The 16572-nt window shown below is 28.5% G+C and carries 19 protein-coding genes; 6 read left to right on the plus strand and 13 right to left on the minus strand.

Features of this window, described 5'->3' with window-relative positions; all coding sequences use genetic code 11:
• The 3 genes from tnpA to OCV55_RS05930 form a co-directional block, all read right to left on the minus strand.
• Positions 1-186: IS200/IS605 family transposase (gene tnpA, locus OCV55_RS05920; protein WP_147580196.1), on the minus strand; the 186-nt coding region annotated here is incomplete at its 3' end.
• 182 nt (positions 187-368) lie between these two features.
• Positions 369-509 carry a hypothetical protein gene (locus OCV55_RS05925; RefSeq protein WP_167693754.1) on the minus strand — a complete coding sequence of 47 codons (141 nt, stop codon included), beginning with the start codon at positions 507-509 and terminating at the stop codon, positions 369-371.
• Positions 510-572: 63 nt separating this feature from the next.
• Complete coding sequence (locus OCV55_RS05930; RefSeq protein ID WP_267309834.1) at positions 573-2975, minus strand: vWA domain-containing protein; 2403 nt, start codon at positions 2973-2975, stop codon at positions 573-575.
• A gap of 163 nt (positions 2976-3138) precedes the next feature.
• Here OCV55_RS05930 and OCV55_RS05935 point away from each other — a divergent pair, with 163 nt between their 5' ends.
• Positions 3139-3855 carry a LytR/AlgR family response regulator transcription factor gene (locus OCV55_RS05935; protein WP_199588535.1) on the plus strand — a complete coding sequence of 239 codons (717 nt, stop codon included), beginning with the start codon at positions 3139-3141 and terminating at the stop codon, positions 3853-3855.
• A 3-nt stretch (positions 3856-3858) separates the two neighbouring features.
• Positions 3859-5118, plus strand: a complete 1260-nt coding sequence (locus tag OCV55_RS05940) for a sensor histidine kinase (protein WP_147580092.1) — start codon at positions 3859-3861, stop codon at positions 5116-5118.
• A 13-nt stretch (positions 5119-5131) separates the two neighbouring features.
• On the opposite strand, the gene OCV55_RS05945 is transcribed toward OCV55_RS05940, so the two are convergent.
• The 3 genes from OCV55_RS05945 to ychF all read right to left on the minus strand — a co-directional run bounded on the left by OCV55_RS05945 (position 5132) and on the right by ychF (position 8607).
• Positions 5132-6646 carry an LCP family protein gene (locus OCV55_RS05945; protein ID WP_032090958.1) on the minus strand — a complete coding sequence of 505 codons (1515 nt, stop codon included), beginning with the start codon at positions 6644-6646 and terminating at the stop codon, positions 5132-5134.
• A 96-nt stretch (positions 6647-6742) separates the two neighbouring features.
• Entirely contained in the window at positions 6743-7507 is a 765-nt protein-coding gene (gene srtB / locus OCV55_RS05950) for a class B sortase (RefSeq protein ID WP_117871324.1), read from the minus strand.
• Positions 7507-8607 (minus strand): redox-regulated ATPase YchF, encoded by a 1101-nt coding sequence (ychF, locus tag OCV55_RS05955; protein WP_022002578.1) that lies wholly within the window; start codon positions 8605-8607, stop codon positions 7507-7509. The genes srtB and ychF overlap by 1 nt, the downstream gene beginning before the upstream one ends.
• Positions 8608-8727: 120 nt before the next feature.
• On the opposite strand from ychF, the gene OCV55_RS05960 reads away from it, so the two are divergent.
• From OCV55_RS05960 to OCV55_RS05970, 3 genes are all read left to right on the plus strand, one after another.
• The gene (locus tag OCV55_RS05960) at positions 8728-8952 is read left to right on the plus strand and encodes a Smr/MutS family protein (protein WP_032090959.1); all 225 of its coding nucleotides are present in this window, start codon (positions 8728-8730) and stop codon (positions 8950-8952) included.
• A complete protein-coding gene (locus tag OCV55_RS05965; protein ID WP_022002576.1) occupies positions 8952-9422 on the plus strand; it encodes a phosphatase PAP2 family protein in 471 nt (156 codons plus the stop codon). The genes OCV55_RS05960 and OCV55_RS05965 overlap by 1 nt, the downstream gene beginning before the upstream one ends.
• A 97-nt stretch (positions 9423-9519) precedes the next feature.
• Positions 9520-10461 carry a hypothetical protein gene (locus OCV55_RS05970; protein WP_147580093.1) on the plus strand — a complete coding sequence of 314 codons (942 nt, stop codon included), beginning with the start codon at positions 9520-9522 and terminating at the stop codon, positions 10459-10461.
• A gap of 12 nt (positions 10462-10473) precedes the next feature.
• On the opposite strand, the gene OCV55_RS05975 is transcribed toward OCV55_RS05970, so the two are convergent.
• Positions 10474-11907, minus strand: coding sequence for an LTA synthase family protein (locus OCV55_RS05975; protein ID WP_147580094.1), 1434 nt, complete (start codon positions 11905-11907; stop codon positions 10474-10476).
• 111 nt (positions 11908-12018) lie between these two features.
• Here OCV55_RS05975 and OCV55_RS05980 point away from each other — a divergent pair, with 111 nt between their 5' ends.
• Positions 12019-12801: an HAD family hydrolase gene (locus tag OCV55_RS05980; RefSeq protein WP_147580095.1), complete on the plus strand. Its 783-nt coding sequence runs from the start codon at positions 12019-12021 to the stop codon at positions 12799-12801.
• Positions 12802-12842: 41 nt separating this feature from the next.
• Here the strand turns inward: OCV55_RS05980 and OCV55_RS05985 are convergent, their stop codons facing one another.
• The 6 genes from OCV55_RS05985 to OCV55_RS06010 form a co-directional block, all read right to left on the minus strand.
• Entirely contained in the window at positions 12843-13256 is a 414-nt protein-coding gene (locus OCV55_RS05985) for a GNAT family N-acetyltransferase (protein ID WP_147580096.1), read from the minus strand.
• Positions 13252-13392 (minus strand): hypothetical protein, encoded by a 141-nt coding sequence (locus OCV55_RS05990; RefSeq protein WP_227392210.1) that lies wholly within the window; start codon positions 13390-13392, stop codon positions 13252-13254. Before OCV55_RS05990 ends, OCV55_RS05985 begins: the two co-directional genes overlap by 5 nt.
• A 114-nt stretch (positions 13393-13506) precedes the next feature.
• Entirely contained in the window at positions 13507-13695 is a 189-nt protein-coding gene (locus OCV55_RS05995) for a DUF951 domain-containing protein (RefSeq protein WP_022002571.1), read from the minus strand.
• 2 nt (positions 13696-13697) lie between these two features.
• On the minus strand, positions 13698-14546 hold the full coding sequence (folD, locus tag OCV55_RS06000; RefSeq protein WP_147580097.1) for a bifunctional methylenetetrahydrofolate dehydrogenase/methenyltetrahydrofolate cyclohydrolase FolD: 849 nt from the start codon (positions 14544-14546) through the stop codon (positions 13698-13700).
• A 90-nt stretch (positions 14547-14636) separates the two neighbouring features.
• Positions 14637-15914, minus strand: coding sequence for a PTS sugar transporter subunit IIC (locus OCV55_RS06005; RefSeq protein ID WP_147580098.1), 1278 nt, complete (start codon positions 15912-15914; stop codon positions 14637-14639).
• Between the two features lie 31 nt (positions 15915-15945).
• Complete coding sequence (locus tag OCV55_RS06010; RefSeq protein WP_032090968.1) at positions 15946-16557, minus strand: AAA family ATPase; 612 nt, start codon at positions 16555-16557, stop codon at positions 15946-15948.
• Positions 16558-16572 lie beyond the last annotated feature (15 nt).

Below are 16572 nucleotides of genomic sequence, written 5' to 3' on the forward strand. Positions count from 1 at the left end.
ATGAACATGGTCTTTATCGTGATTCCATTCTTCCAACGAAATATTATAATTAAGGCATATGCTTTTAAATATCTCTTTAAGCCGTAATGAGATAGCATCATCAATAACATTATTCCTGTATTTGACACACATAATTAAATGATAATTAAGCATGAACACTGAATGATTATTAGTATCAAGTTCCATAGCAATATCCTTTCTAAAATCAAATACGACTGAACGTCTTTTATACTTATAATGTATCACAGCTGCACGTCTAAAACAACATCTATTATAAAAACTATAAAAGGAGCTAGACCCCTCCCTACACTTCGCTCAGAGGAAGGGGATTGCGCTCCTATTTTTGTTCAATAACAAATCATTTTCATTTAAATAATGATTAATATCTTCTTTGCTTGTAATTCTCCTTCTTTCCCTGCAATTCTTTTTTGGTCTTCACCATTTGATAAACTTAAAAGTAAAATTATGAATAATATAATTACAAAAAAGATAATCACTATTATCTGCATTATGTATCACCTCTTATCCATTATAACAAAAAGAGAAGAACCAAGTCTTCTCTCTTTTACTTTCTAACGAACATATTTTTTCATTACAATAATGTAAATTCCTAATAAGCTTATACCTAGTAAAGCCATTGGTACAATACTATTTGTATTATCTCCTGTTGTTACAGCTTTTTTACTTTCTACTTTTGTTTCTTTTTTAGAAGCTGTTTCTTCTTTCTTTGTTTCAGTTTTCACATTTTCTAACTTAGCAAGCTTTTCTGTTTCTAACACTTCTTTACATACTGTACATTCTTTATGTTTTGATCCTTCTTTAGCTACTGTTGGTTGTTGATCAATGATCCAATCACTTGATATATGTTCTCCTTTAGAATCCTTATCTTCATAATATTTATTGATTGTTTTTGAGGTTTTTCCACATCTTGAACATACATACCAATATGTATCGTGTTCCTTACAATTAGTTGCTTTTTCTCTTAAAAATTGTGGATTCTTAACTTCTATATAAGCATGTCCTAAATGAGTACCTGTTGCTGCAAATGCTTCTGTACCTTTTGCTCCACAAATACAACTCTTATAATATCTAGCAGGTGTCATACAAGTAGCTGGAGTCGCTAAATATTCACTACTTTCAACTTCTTGATCATACACATGATTTCCTACTTCTGCAGATTCATAACACTTATCTTGTGCATTTTCATCATCTTTAGCACTTACATCACATCTTGAACATGCATACCAATATGCATCATGTTCTTGACAGTTACTTCCTTGAGATTTTAAGTATTTTGCATCTTTTATTTGTTTTGTATATTCATGTCCTAATTTTGTATCTTTATCTTCAAATGTTTCTGTAGTACTTACTTGACCACAAGCACAGCTTTTATAATAGATAGCATTTGTTGTACATGTTGCTTTGTCTTTTAAAGTACTTACTCCATTGACTTCTTTTAATTTTTGATCAAAAGTATGTTCTTCCCAAACTGCTTTAATTTCCTTATTTTGATCATCTTTAGTAAATACTCTTGGATCTCCTACTTTATAAATAGTACTGTCTACTTGCCAGCCTTTAAAATGTTTTCCATTTGGAGCAACATATTCACATTTTGGGAAAGTAAATTCTTTATCTAATTCAATAACTGGATTAGTCATTGTTCCTGTTCCACCATTAGAATTGTATTTGATTTTTAATTGGAATACTAATGCATCAATTGCATCATTGATGGCTTTTGCCATAGCATCTACTTCATCTTGTTCTGTTATATTTTTACTACGTACAACTGTTTTAATAGCATCTTCTACCTTTGAAAAATCTTCATAGTTTTCTTTATTAAGTTTATTTGCTTTTTCAATAGCTTTATCTACTTCTGTATAATCTGCAACTTTATATTTTAATTGCGCTATTGCTTTATTAATAGCATCTACATAGCCATCAACTGTATCTTGTTGTGTAATATCTAAGTCATATTTTACATCTTTTAATGCATCTTCTAATGCTTGTACTGTTTCATCTGTATAAAGAGTTAGATCACTTGGTATTCTTTTCTTTGCTTCAGTTACTTTTGTATAATCTGCGCCAGCATATGTCATGCTTAATAATTTATTTATAACACTATTAAATATTGCTGTAGCCTCATTTGAGCTTTTAGCTCCCATATAATAAGCACTATTTTCCGCTCTAGTTCCTAAGTTTTTATAACTTTGGGCATCTGGATAATTACTAGAAACTCCATGCATATAAGCATTAAACTTTTCTGCATCTGACCAAGTACCACTTCCTACATGTCCAGTAATAGATGGATCAGTTAAAGAAAACATTCCAAATGTATAAACTTCTGCATCTTTTTTTATTTCCTTTGATGTTGTAATAGCTTTATTAGCGACATCATCATCAAAATTACTCAAAGTCGTCGGCTGACCATCCGTTACAAAAAAAACAATTCTTTTAGCATATTTTCTACTTTCATCATTTTTACTTTGTTCAATTTGTTTTAGCGCTAATTCCATTGCATAATCTGAACGTGTTGCCCCTGCAGGACTAATGCTGTTTACAACATCTTTTAATTGTTCTTTGTTTTCATTTGTGGCAGTAAAGAAATCATTCATAATTTGCGTATAATTATATTTATATCTATTTTCAGTATAGGTATCATTCCCTACTTTATCTGATTTATCTCCAGCAAATTTAATAATCGAAATTCTACTTTGATATTTTTCATCACTCTGTTTTGAATTATTTTTAGCAAATTCCTCAATAAATTGATTAATTGAATCTTTTAAAATTTTAATCCTTTTAGTAGTATCAGTTGAAGTTATAGGATCTTCCATACTCCCTGAAACATCTAAAACCAAGACAATATCAAGTGGTATATTATTCTTTTGATTAGCCGCAAATACATTGACTGGCATTTGTGCAAAGAACATCATTAATGTCAGTATACATGCTATCACTTTCTTATATATTTTCATTTTCCCTATCCCCTTTCTTTGAATATTATTCATTTCCTCCTATGCTTTTATTTTACTTTTTTTAATTGTTATTTTTTGTAATTGGCGCGAAATGTCGTTTTTAGGGTGTGAAATGTATATAAGAAGTGTTTTTATTTTGATAAAATAGTATTAGGTGATGTATATGAATATAGCAATATGTGATGATGATCTTTTATATATGAATCAAGTTAAAGAAATGATAGAAAAATGGGGAAAGGAACATCATGAAGATGTTTCTATTTATCTTTTTAATCATGGGGATGCTTTAATTAATAGTTATCAAAAAAGTCATATCGAAGTTATCTTATTAGATATTATGATGCCTTTATTAAATGGTATGGAAACAGCTCATGAAATTAGAAAAAATGATTCTGTCGTTAAAATTATTTTTTTAACCTCTTCTCCTGAATTTGCCTTAGAATCTTATGATGTTAAAGCAAGTGGATATCTTTTAAAACCTACAACTTATGAAAAACTATGCTCTCTTTTAAATGATTGTAAACAAGCATTTCATTATGAACCTGAATCTATTATTGTTAAAACAGATAAAGGATATCGTAAAATTTATTATCATTTGATTGAATGTGTTGAAGCACAAAATAAAAAAGTTTTATTTTGTTTAAATGATGGTGAATGTCTAGAAGTTTTAGATACTTTTGTTCATTGTAGTAATGAATTAACTACAAATGATGCATTTTATAAATGTCATCGAAGTTACTTAGTTCATATGCCTGCTATTGATCATTTTAATTCTATAGAAATTGAAACAAAAACACACAAGAAAGTTCCCATCGCAAGAAGTTATGCTAAATCTTTTAAAGAAGCTTATTTTGAATATATGTTTAAAGAAGGTGATTAACATATGATTTATACTATTTTAGAATCTATTCGTTATACTTTAACTTTATTATTCGGTATCTTTGTTTCTGCACTATTTCTAGATATTAGAATCAATAAAAAGAATGTCATTTGTCTTTTTCTATTCTTTTATATTGATTTAGTATTACAAGGTATTTTCTATTTTACTAAAGATTTATCGGCTGTTATTTCTTTATATCCTTTTATTACCCATTTACCACTTTTATTATTTTTTGTTTTAATTTTCAAAAAGCGATTATTTCCAAGTTTAATTGCTATAACAAGTGCTTATTTATGTTGTCAAATAAGTAACTGGACAACAATCTTTGTTTCCTCTTTTATTAAGAATATAGATAATATAACCTATTCTTTAACACTCATTATTTCTTTTGTTTTCATTATTAAATTTGTTTATTTACCTATTTCTCAATTATTAAAAAAACAATCACGTGAACTTATTTCTTTTGGTATCATTCCAATTTTCTATTATATATTTGATTATCTTTCTACCGTTTATACGAAGCTTCTTTATATTGGGAATAAAACAACTGTAGAATTTACACCATTTCTTTTATGTATCTGTTATTTTGTATTCTGTACCGTTTATTTTAAACAATATGAAGAAAAGCAAAAAATAGAAACGACCAATAAGCTTATTTATATGAAACAAGCACAATCAAAAAAAGAAATGAAACTGATGGAAGAAAATGAAAAAAAGGTTATTTTAATGAGACATGATATGCGTCATTTTTTAAACAATATACTAAACGATCTTGAAAATAATCAAAATGAACATGCTATCGAATATATTCATACTTTATTTGATGCCATCGATCAAACTGTAAGAAAGAAATATTGTTTAAATGATACTGTTAATATGATTATGACATCTTATGAAAATAGAATGAAAGATGAAAATATTGATTTTCATTATCATTTAGATATTCCTCAACAATTGTCCATTAGTGATATCGATTTAACTTCTATTCTATCTAATGGTTTAGAAAATGCTTTTAAAGCTGTTATGTTATTAGAAAATGAACGTTTTATAGAATTAAATATGCAAGAAAAATGTGGTAAGCTACTTATTTCTATTGAAAATAATTACTTAAATGAACCTATTTTTATAGATGGTATTCCTATATCTAAAGAAAAAGATCATGGCTTTGGAACTCAAAGTATTGCTTATACAGTTGAAAAGCTCCATGGAAATTGTCAATTTTCTACTCATCAACACCATTTTAAATTAAGAGTTGTCATTTAAAAAGGATTACAGGTTAAGCACCTTGTAATCCTTTTACATCTTGATCAGTAATTCTTTTACCATCTTCAATTTTATTAATAACATTAATAATACCGTTCAAAGATTTTTTATTAGGTTTCATTGTATAACATTTTTTACCCTTCATAGAATATGTTTTATATGAGATTTCTGGATCTCCCGTAAGTTGAACATTGTACATTTTCCATTTAGACATATCATCTAATTGCGTTTGAACAAGTGATTTTATATCTTCAGATGACATATTAGTTTCAAAACATCCTTCTACTGCTTGTAAAATATTTGAATAGTTTGTAATGATTTTAGGAGAAACAGCTTTATTGATCATGGCTTTAAGTAATCTTTGTTGGTTTCTTCCTCGATCAAAATCACCACTTGGTAAAGCATATCTTTCTCTTACAAAACATAAAGCTTTATCTCCATCCATTTGATTAATTCCTTTATTAATATGATAGTGACCATGTAATGTTGTAAATTCATAAGGTGAATCAATTGTTACTCCACCTAAGGCATCAATGATATTAGTAATTCCACTAAAGTTTGTCTTAGCATAATAATTCACTTTTAAATCCAAGAAATCTTCTATAGAAGAAATTGTCTCGTTAATACCATACATAGCTGAATGCGTTAATTTATCCATTTTTCCATTTTTATGCAAGGTAATTTGTGTATCTCTAGGAATAGATACAATTAATATTTGTTTTTGAATTGGGGAAACACAGACAGCAAGATTAACATCAGCTCTTGAAATTGCTGAAACTGTCCCATAAGTATCTATTCCTGTCATATAAACAATAAATGGATTTTTAGTCACATTTGTTTCTTGTGTCACAGAATTTAATTTTTCTTGAATTTCTACTTTATATAAACTCTTTAGATTTTCATCAATGCCTTCATGATTTGCTTCTAACAAAGCCATATAAGCATTATCAGCAACAATAACATCAATGTCTCCATCCATGATAGCATCTCCTAATAAAGAATAATCTTTATAATCTTTTGTTTGAAAATCTTTATTTGCTTTATTTTCTATTTTAGCAATTGCTGATGTAATATTCTTTGAGCCTTTTTCACTAGCAATTCCAATTTCTGTATTACCTTTTACATCACTTAAACTTTTAATAGCACTCTCTTTTTTTACATACATACAAATAACTCTTGTTTGTGTAAAAGAACCTGTAATATTAGATAAAAAATTATTTCCTTTAAAAGCCATTACCGAAACAAATCCTAAAGCAATGCTAAGTATTAAAGATAATAGCTTTCCAAAAATCAATCTAGCATATTTATTTTCTCGCTTTTTCTTTTTAATACCTGATTTAATAAGCAATGAACTTAACATCCATAACAAAAAAATAATACCACATAAAATCAAATAATATTTCATTGGTAACATCTTTAATATATAAATACATCCTAAAAAAATGATAGAAACGATAAATTGTATTAATAATAAAATACGTCTAGAAAACAACTTAGACATAAAACTTCTTTTCTTTTGTTTAACCATTAAAACACCCTCTTAACATGCAAATATTTTAGCACATCAGACATACTTATTCAATTCAAGCTCATTTACAATTAACAACAAAAAAACTAGATTTCTCTAGTTTTCCATTTTTTCTTTTACAGGATCAATCCCTTTTCTTTGTAAAATCGCATGTACTACATTTCTTTTACCACTTTCACTTCCTGCAGAAGTACAAGTAGATAAAGTAATTACCGATTGTACTTGAGATTGATCAAAATCTACTTTAATAGAAGATGTCTTTACCATTTCTTGTACAAATGAAGCCGTATCAACAATTTGTGTACTATATAAAACACTTGATTCTGAAATAATATGTCCTACAACCACTTTATATTGACTTACTGTACCATCAGGTAAATAAATATAAACATAAGGATGTTCATCCGCAAAGCTTTGATCCGTATAGGATTTAATATTATTAAACATTGAACCATTTTTCATATTATGACCATAAATAACCGTATTAAAATCATTAAATGGATCTTCATTTTCACTTGCGATAAAAATACTACCTGCACTTAATTCATTATGATCTATATCACTATGAATATAAGTGTCATTCGTTTCACCTTGTAAAACAGGATAATTCACATTTGTATTTGGAATTTGAATCCACGCTTTCACATCTTTATTTCTTTGTAAAAGCTCATCCCAATTAATTTGTAAATAGCTTTCCTTTTCTTCTTTTTCTTCTTTTTCTTTCGTATAAGTTTTAGCTAATTCTCCATAATCATCATCTATTTTTTTATAATTCAAATAAATATTAATTAAATTATATGCTGAATAACAAAATACACAAACACAGACAGTTAATAAGATATATCTAATTGCTTTTTTCATTATACATTAAACTTAAACAACATGATGTCTCCATCTTGACCTACATATTGTTTACCTTCTTGTCTAATTTTTCCAGCTTCTTTTAAAGCATGTTCACTACCATATTTCACTAAATCATCAAAACTATATGTTTCTGCTTTAATAAAACCTCTTTGGAAATCACTATGAATGATACCCGCCATTTCTGGAGCTGTCATTCCTTCTTTAAATGTCCATGCTCTTACTTCTTGTACTCCAGCTGTAAAATATGTTCTAAGACCTAATAAGCTATAAGCTTCTTTAATTAATTTATCAAGACCACTTTCTTCAATACCTAAATCTTGCATAAACATAGCTTTTTCTTCTTTATCCATTCCTACTAATTCAGCTTCAATTTTTGCACAAATAGGAACAACGTCGCTACCTTCTTCTTTCGCAAATTCTAAAACTTGAACATAATATGGATTTTGCATTGGATCTTCTAAATCTTCTTCACCTAAGTTAGCTACATAGATTAATGGTTTCATTGTAAGTAAAGTATATTGTTTGACAATTAACATTTCTTCTTTATCAAATTCAATACTTCTTGCTGGTTTATTTGCTTCTAATGTTGGTTTTAATTTTTCTAAAACACTCATTTCAGCTTTAGCTTCTTTATCACCTGATTTAGCTTTCTTTTCTAAACGTCCAATACGTTTTTCAACTGTTTCTAAATCAGCCATGATCAATTCTAAATTAATTGTTTCAATATCTCTAATAGGATCTACATCACCATCAACATGTGTTACATCCTTATCTCTAAAACATCTTACAACCTCACAAATTGCATCCGTTTCTCTGATATTTCCTAAAAATTTATTACCTAATCCTTCTCCTCTACTTGCACCTCTTACAAGACCGGCAATATCCGTAAATTCAAAAGTTGTTGGAACTGTCTTTTTAGGTTCAATCATTTCTGTTAATTTATCTAAACGATAGTCTGGTACTTCTACGACACCTACATTTGGATCAATTGTCGCAAACGGATAGTTTGCTGCTTCTACTTGTGCATTTGTAATTGCGTTAAATAATGTTGACTTACCAACATTTGGTAATCCTACAATACCTGCTGTTAATGCCATCTTTTTCACTCCTCTTTTTTTACCTCTTTATTGTAATGAAAAATACCCATAAAAGCAATATTTTCGTTTTGTCATTTTTTTTCATTTAAATTTATTTTATAATAGCAAAGAGGTGATTGGATGTTATCAACAATAGATTTGCACGGATGTAGTCAAAGTGAAGCTAAAGTAAAACTAGATCATTTTTTAAAAGGAACTTCAATTCTTGTTAAAGAAGTGACAATTGTTCATGGATATTCTTCTTCCATTCTTTTAAATTATGTTAGAAAAAAATATTCACATCCAAGAATTGAAAGAAAAATACTGACACTTAATAAAGGAGAAACAGTCTTTATCTTAAAATAATGGAAAAATTTTATCAAAACAATCTCAATTACATCCGTCAACATCATTTAGACAAAATATGCGTTGTAATAGCTAAAATAACCCCTTATCTTACAGCCGCACTTTATGCTTTAACACTTCTCATATTATTTATTAATCATTCATCAAAGCTATTATTGACAATCATTAAACCATTAAGTTCTTTTTTGATTGTAACACTTATTAGAAAACTCTATAATCGTCCACGTCCTTGTATGACATTTAATATTGAACCACTTGTAGGTCATAAAACAGGAGAATCTTTCCCTAGTCGTCATACAGTAAGTGCTTTTGCGATTGCATTTGCCTTATTGAATATTAATATTCATTTAGGAATCATTGCTTTAATTATTGCATGTATTGTAGGGCTATCAAGAATCATTTGTGCTGTTCATTTTATAAGTGATGTTCTTTGTGGTTTTTTAATTGCATTGATCATTTATTTGATATAACGAAATTTTTATTTCGTTATTTTTTTTTACTTTTTTTAAAAAATAAAAAGAAAAAGATCAAAAAAATTGTCTATATAATAATAGGAGGAAAAACTAAATGGAAAAAGTATTAGAAATCACATCAAATGATCATATTATCATGATTGATAAACTCTGTAAAAGAATATTAGGACATCCTGAAATCTTAGGAAGAATCATTAAAGGTTTTATTAAAGAAGCTGAGGATGTATCTTTAGAAGAAATCATTGAACTTGTTAAAGGAAAGAAGGATCAGGAAGGGAATTCTTATTTCCAACAGCTAAATAATGTCATCGATATTGCTCATCATGGAAGAGTGGAATTTGATTATTTATGCTGTATCAATCTGCCACAAACTGATGGAACAATGAAAAGAATTTATCTAGATGTAGAGATACAAAATGTAGAGAATCCAGGATATGCCCCACTAACAAGAGGAAATGATTATCTTTCAAGAATGATTACCAGTCAAAATGGAAAGGAATATGATTGTAGAAACTATGATGGAATGAAAAAGACCTATGTCATATGGATACTTCCACAAGCTGCTAAAAAGCGAGATGGACATGTCAATCGCATAAACTCTAAATTAGAAAATATCAGCGGAAGTACTATTGAAAGGTTAGAAAGTTATGATAAAAGCGAACAGATTATGATATACTTAAATAAAGATCATGATATCAAAGATAAGTATGAAGATAGTGATTGGATCAAGACACCATTAGTCATATTTTTAAATAATACATACGATCTTTTGATAAAGAAAGAAGTTATGAAAGAATATGGATTTGAAGAAATAGAGAAGGAGGTTAAAAAGATGTGTAATTTAGGGGAAATGATAGCCAGAGAAAATATAGAAAAAGGACATTCTATAGGGCTTGAACAAGGACAAAAATTGGAAAGAATTACATCGATTAAAAATTTAATGAAAAAAATGGCAATACCATTAGATAAAGCAATGGACCTATTAGATTTATCTAGTATAGAAAAAGAAGAAATGAAAAAACATTTTCAATCTTAAAAGAACGTGCACCTACACGTTCTTTTGTTTATTAATTAATATTTTACGATAAAATTGAGAATATTTAGTGACTTCACTATTAATTTTCTTTACCCCATATTTTTCTAAAAGTGTTTTTTCATCACTAAATAAGTTTGTTCCTAATCCTAGATGTTCACCTTTGATCTTGACTCCTAGACTCGCAAGAATTGTTGGATAAAAATCAAAGATAGCAAATTTTCTGTTTTTAGGTTGAAGAGGTTCAATTGCACTATTAATAAAACAATTATAAGGAGTACGTAAATAGTTTTTATCTAAGTGCTTAAAGAATTTTTCAGACATACTTTTATGATCACCCGTAATAACAATTGTTGTATTTTCATACCATTCTTGTTTTTGACACCATCTTACAAAAGCTTCCACTTGTCTTGATTGACAACTAATAACATTAGCGTATTGACTATCATATTCATGTTTACACTTGTCACAAATATATCCATCTGGTGTATGAGTATCAATTGTCACCAGTTCCATACAAAATGGTTGATTACTTTTAGCCATTTCTGTTAAATCTTCTTTCGCGAATTCAAAAACTTTTTTATCTTCAAATCCCCAAAAAACATGATAATCTTGAGGAAGTCTTCCTTCTTTCTTTAAAGAAGTTGTATCTTCTATTTTAAAATTTCCATGTTGTTTATAAAAATTAGAGGTACAACCAAAGTTAGCATCTGATCCCATTAAAATTCGATTTTGATAACCTTGTTTTTCTAATATTTCACCCAATGTATAACATCCTGATAAAAATGAAGAATTTTCATTATATTTATCTTTAGAAAGTGGAAATAAAAGTGGAATTCCCGCTTCTTGTGCAACCATTGAAGCAATAGTCCATTGTGTTCCTTCAATAGTATAAGAACCCCCTATTTTATTCGAATGTGAAAAATTAATATTTTCTTTTGCTAGCTCACCTAATTCTTTAATATAATTATTTTCTTCTTGTCCGCCATCTTCTTTAGAAAGATACGTATTTTCTACAGATTCTAAATAAATATGAATTAAATTTCTTTTTTCTTTAAATTCTAATTCAACATTTTGAGGATCCACATAATGTTCTTCATAAAGTTTAGATGTTCTAACCATATCAAAAACATACGTAATAATTTGATAATTAATTAATGCGTAAAGCAATGTTCCAAGAATTAAAATAGTAATACAAATACCTTGGTAATCAAATAAAAAAACAAGTGGTGTTTTATATAATAAAAATACTCCTATTAAAGTTGTTAAAAAGGCTGGTGGTGCACAATTTAAAAACCAATCTTTAAAAATACCTTCGTCTGTTCCATCACATGGAACCACCATGTGATAAATCATTTGATTTAAGGTTTTTACTGAAAAAGTACGATTTCCCCATAAAATACTAAAGATTACTAACATTACAATAAATAAAATTATTATTAAACTCATATCATCATTCCTTTTTATTGGTTCATTCTATCATAATTTTTTATAAAGAGCGAGAAACAAAATACCCTTTTTTTCGATTATTCGTTATAATACTTACGAAGGAGTAAAAAAATGAAAGATAGAAAATTATTATTTTTTGATATTGATGGTACATTATTGAGTGAAAAGACTCATACTGTTCCTCAAAGTGCTAAAGAAGCTTTAAAAAAAGCTAAAGAAAATGGACATCTCATTTTTATTAATACAGGTCGACCTATTTCTACAATCGATCAAGAGATTCATGATTTAAACCCTGATGGTTATATTTGTGGATGTGGAACATACATCACTTATCATGACCAAGTAATCTATCATCATCAATTATCTAAAGAAAGATGTAAAGAAATTGCATCTCTTATAAAAAAATATGAAATTGATGCTGTTTTAGAATCAAAAGATCATGTTTATTTTAATACTCATATTAAAAATTCTTTTGTTCAAGGAATTCAAAAAAGATATACAAATAATGGTTTCAATGTTTCAACAAGTGAAGATCCAAATCTTTCCTTTGATAAATTTACTATTTGGTTTGATCATGATATCCAAGCCTTTAGAGATAATATTTCTCAAGATTTTGATATTATTGAACGTAGTGAAGAAATGTGGGAAATCGTACCAAAGAATCACTCAAAAGCTACAGGTATTCAAACTGTTGCGGATGATTTTAAAAGCGATTTAGATCATTGTTATGTCTTTGGAGATTCTTTCAATGATGAAAGTATGTTACGTTATGTTAAACATTCTATTGTTATGGCTAATGGTGTACAAGCTATGAAAGATATTGCTTATTTTGTGACAAAAGATATTGAAGATGATGGTATTGCTTATGCTTTAGAAAAACTTGATCTTATCTAAGATTAAAAAAGCCTGCTTGGCAGGTTTTTTCATTTATTATATTAATCTAACTTACATAACATAATGCCTGGATTTTCTTCAAATGCCTTAAATCCCATTTTTTCATAAAATCTAACCGCACGTTTATTATTTGTATCAACTAAAATACATATCCCAGGTACTTTTTCTTCTTTTAAAACTTCAAATAAAGCTTGCATTAACTTTGAACACACACCATTACCTGTATATTCTTCTAATATATCAATATGAATATGTGCTGGATATTCAGGATAAAAACGTTCTAGTTCACGATTAGCATTAGGAAATCTTTCTGCCTTTACTTCATCTAATTCTTTTAAAGTCAAATAATAAGGATATGCATTTTTTTCATAAACCTTTAAATCCTTGGCACATAAAATATAACCACACACCTCATCTAAATCATTTTTAAGTATTAAGCATATTTCTTTATCAATATAAAGCTAATGTTGCCTTTTTAGCATTATCATCTTTATATCTAGATGTTGATTGAAAAATACATACATTTTGTACTTGTTGTTTATATTTTGGTTCATATTTAATTATTTCTATTTTTTCTTTCAAAAGAAGCATTTCAAGTTCTTCCCCTTTCCTTTTTATCATTCAAATTATTAAATAAAAATGACTATATCATCAAGCTCTTAATCTTCCTAAAAAAAAAAGAGTATTTATGAAATTTCATAAATATTACTCTACATGTTCTACAACTTTTTTTAAACGTTTTTCAAAATCACGTCTAGAAAACATAACAATGGCATTACATCCTAAACATTTAATTTTAATATCAGCACCCATTCTTACAATCTTCCATTGATTTGATTTTTTACATGGATGTTGTTTTTTCATTTCTACAATATCATTTAATTGATAATCCATAATTATTCTCCTTGATGATGATAAAATGCTTCTAAAGTATTTTGTAATAACATTGTAATCGTCATTGGTCCAATTCCTCCTGGAACAGGAGTAATTGCATAAACTTTATCTTTCACATCTTCAAAGTCAACATCTCCACAAAGTTTATTATTTTCATCACGATTAATACCAACATCTAAAACAACGGCGCCTTCTTTAACATAGTCACTATTGATCATTTTAGTACGACCAACAGCTGCAATTAAAACATCTGCTCTTTGACAAACTTCTTTTAAATTTTTTGTTTTACTATGAGCGATTGTTACAGTAGCGTTTTTTTGTAAGCATAAAAGCGCTACTGGTTTTCCTACAATGTTACTTCTTCCCACAACAACAACTTCTTTTCCTGTTAAATCATAGTTGATTTCATCTAATAAAACCATCATTCCTTTAGGTGTACATGGTACTAAACTTCTTTGTCCTAAAAATAACTTAGCCACATTTTCTGGATGAAAACCATCTACATCTTTTGATGGATCAATGGCTTCTAAAACTTTATCTTCATTAATATGATCTGGTAAAGGTAATTGTACTAAAATTCCATCAACTGTTTCGTCTTCATTTAATTGTTTGATTTCGTTTAAAAGTTCTTCTTCACTAAAAGTTGCATCATGTGTAATTTTTAAAGAATCCATTCCTACATAAGAACATCCTCTTTCTTTATTTCTAACGTATACTTGACTTGCTTGATTTTCCCCTACTAAAATAACCGCAAGTTTTGGTAAACGATCATATTTATTTTTCATTTGTTCAACTTCTTCTTTTAATTGATCCTTGATCTTTGTTGAAATCTCTTTTCCACTAATAATCATAATATGTCCCCCTCATATTATCTATGATTATATAGGAAGAAACAGGTAAATTCAATAAAAAAGGTATAAGCCTAAGCCTATACCTCATCATTATTCACCTTCATGTTCTAAAGTGTTTTTTTCATATACTTTAAAGAATGGATAGTACACAACCACAGAAATAGCAATCAATACGAACATGAAAATAACATTTCTAATATCCAATGCTGATAAGAACCCTTGTGCAAAGAATGGTGTAAATGATGGATCGACAATATAACCTAATGAAACAAGTCCCATACTTTGAACAAGATAACCAAGACCTGCCGAAAGACATGGCATGATTAGAAACGGAATTGATAAAATCGGATTTAGAACGATTGGTGTTCCAAAAATAATTGGTTCATTAATTCCACATATACCAGGCAATACACTTAAACGTCCAATTGAACGAATATGTTTTGATTTTGATTTACACATTAATAAAACAAGTCCTAATGTATTTCCTGCCCCACCTATCAATACATATCTAAACATTTGTAAGTTAATTATAGCTGTTGGTGCTTTTCCTGCATTAACAAGTTCTGCATTTACCCCAGTATTTGCAATACATAAAGCAAAAACAATTGGGAAGACAATAGAAGAACCATTAATTCCAAATAACCATAAAATATTTGAGAATAAATAAATTCCCATAAACATCCAAATATTATCTACACCTGAAATAGCTGGTGTTAAAATAGACATAATAAAATTTGGTAAGTTTTTACCTGTAGCTGCCATCAAAGCAACATTTAAACCGTATATAATAATAATGTTTGCAGCAAGTGGCAACAAACTATTTACAAAATCAGTAACTGCACTTGGTACACTTCCTGGAAAGGAAATAACAAGTTTTTGACTTACAAAACGCGAAATTTCCACAGAAACTAAAGCAATAATAATAGCAACAAATAAGCCATCAGCTCCTAAAAAGCTTGTAGAAATACCACCATCTTTTAATGGTGCAGACACCATTAAGAAAGTACACATAGCAATAATTCCATAAACAGCTGATTTCATTTGATAACTTTCAGCTAAACAATAAGCAATTCCAAAAGCTGAAATTAAGCCAACCAATCCCATTGTGTAATTATATGGTAATGTAAGTACATCATAGTTAGCAACCGCAAATTGTTTCCAACCTATTAAAACTTTTAAAAAGATATTTCCTGTATGTAAATCGACTAAATCTAAATTAATTGGTGGATTCGCAACAATCAAAAATAATGATCCTATGACGATTAATCCAAGTGGCATCATCATTCCTGATGAAATTGCTTGTAGGTGTCTTTGTTGTGCGAGTTTATTTGCAACAGGCTCTAATACCTTCTCTAATTTTTCTATCATTCTATATTCCCCTCAAAATATAATTTATCTATTAAAATTGCCAACCATTAAATGTAAAGGCTGTATCTACGACATTTTCTGGATCGTATTCTTCTAAAATTTTTGCATAACGTTCTTTATAATCATTATCTACTTCCATTTGTGGAATAACTTTACTTGCTTCATGTAAGAAATGGAAAGAATCACGTCCCATTGCTTTTCCTCTTACTGTATGCTTATCTAAAGCAACATCAGGAATTTCTGGGAATTTACCCATCGCAAATGATTTAATACAAATATTTTTTAATAAATCGCTTGAACGATCTTTTTGACAACTACATAAGTAACGAATTGCATGAATGAAATACATTGGTTGATCACCATCTGCATATTCAAAGTTTTTAGACATTTGATAGAGATTATTGACTAGAACTGCAGCCATTGGATCTCCCATTCCAATATCTTCTACTGAAATTGTAAGTAAACGTCTCCACATTTTTTCTAATAATTGTGGTGAAGAAATATACATTTCATAAGCAAACATACATGCATCTTCTTCTTTGGCACGTCTAATTGATTTTTGCAAAGCAGAAATAACCTCATCTCCTGCATAGCCATTTTTTGTAACGATTTTTGACCAAGGGTCGTACATTGCTTTTGCCATTTTTCTTGCTCCTTT

Origin of the sequence: [Clostridium] ammoniilyticum, from assembly GCF_025566905.1 — a bacterium.
Taxonomy (GTDB): Bacteria; Bacillota_I; Bacilli_A; order Erysipelotrichales; family Coprobacillaceae; genus Faecalibacillus; species Faecalibacillus intestinalis.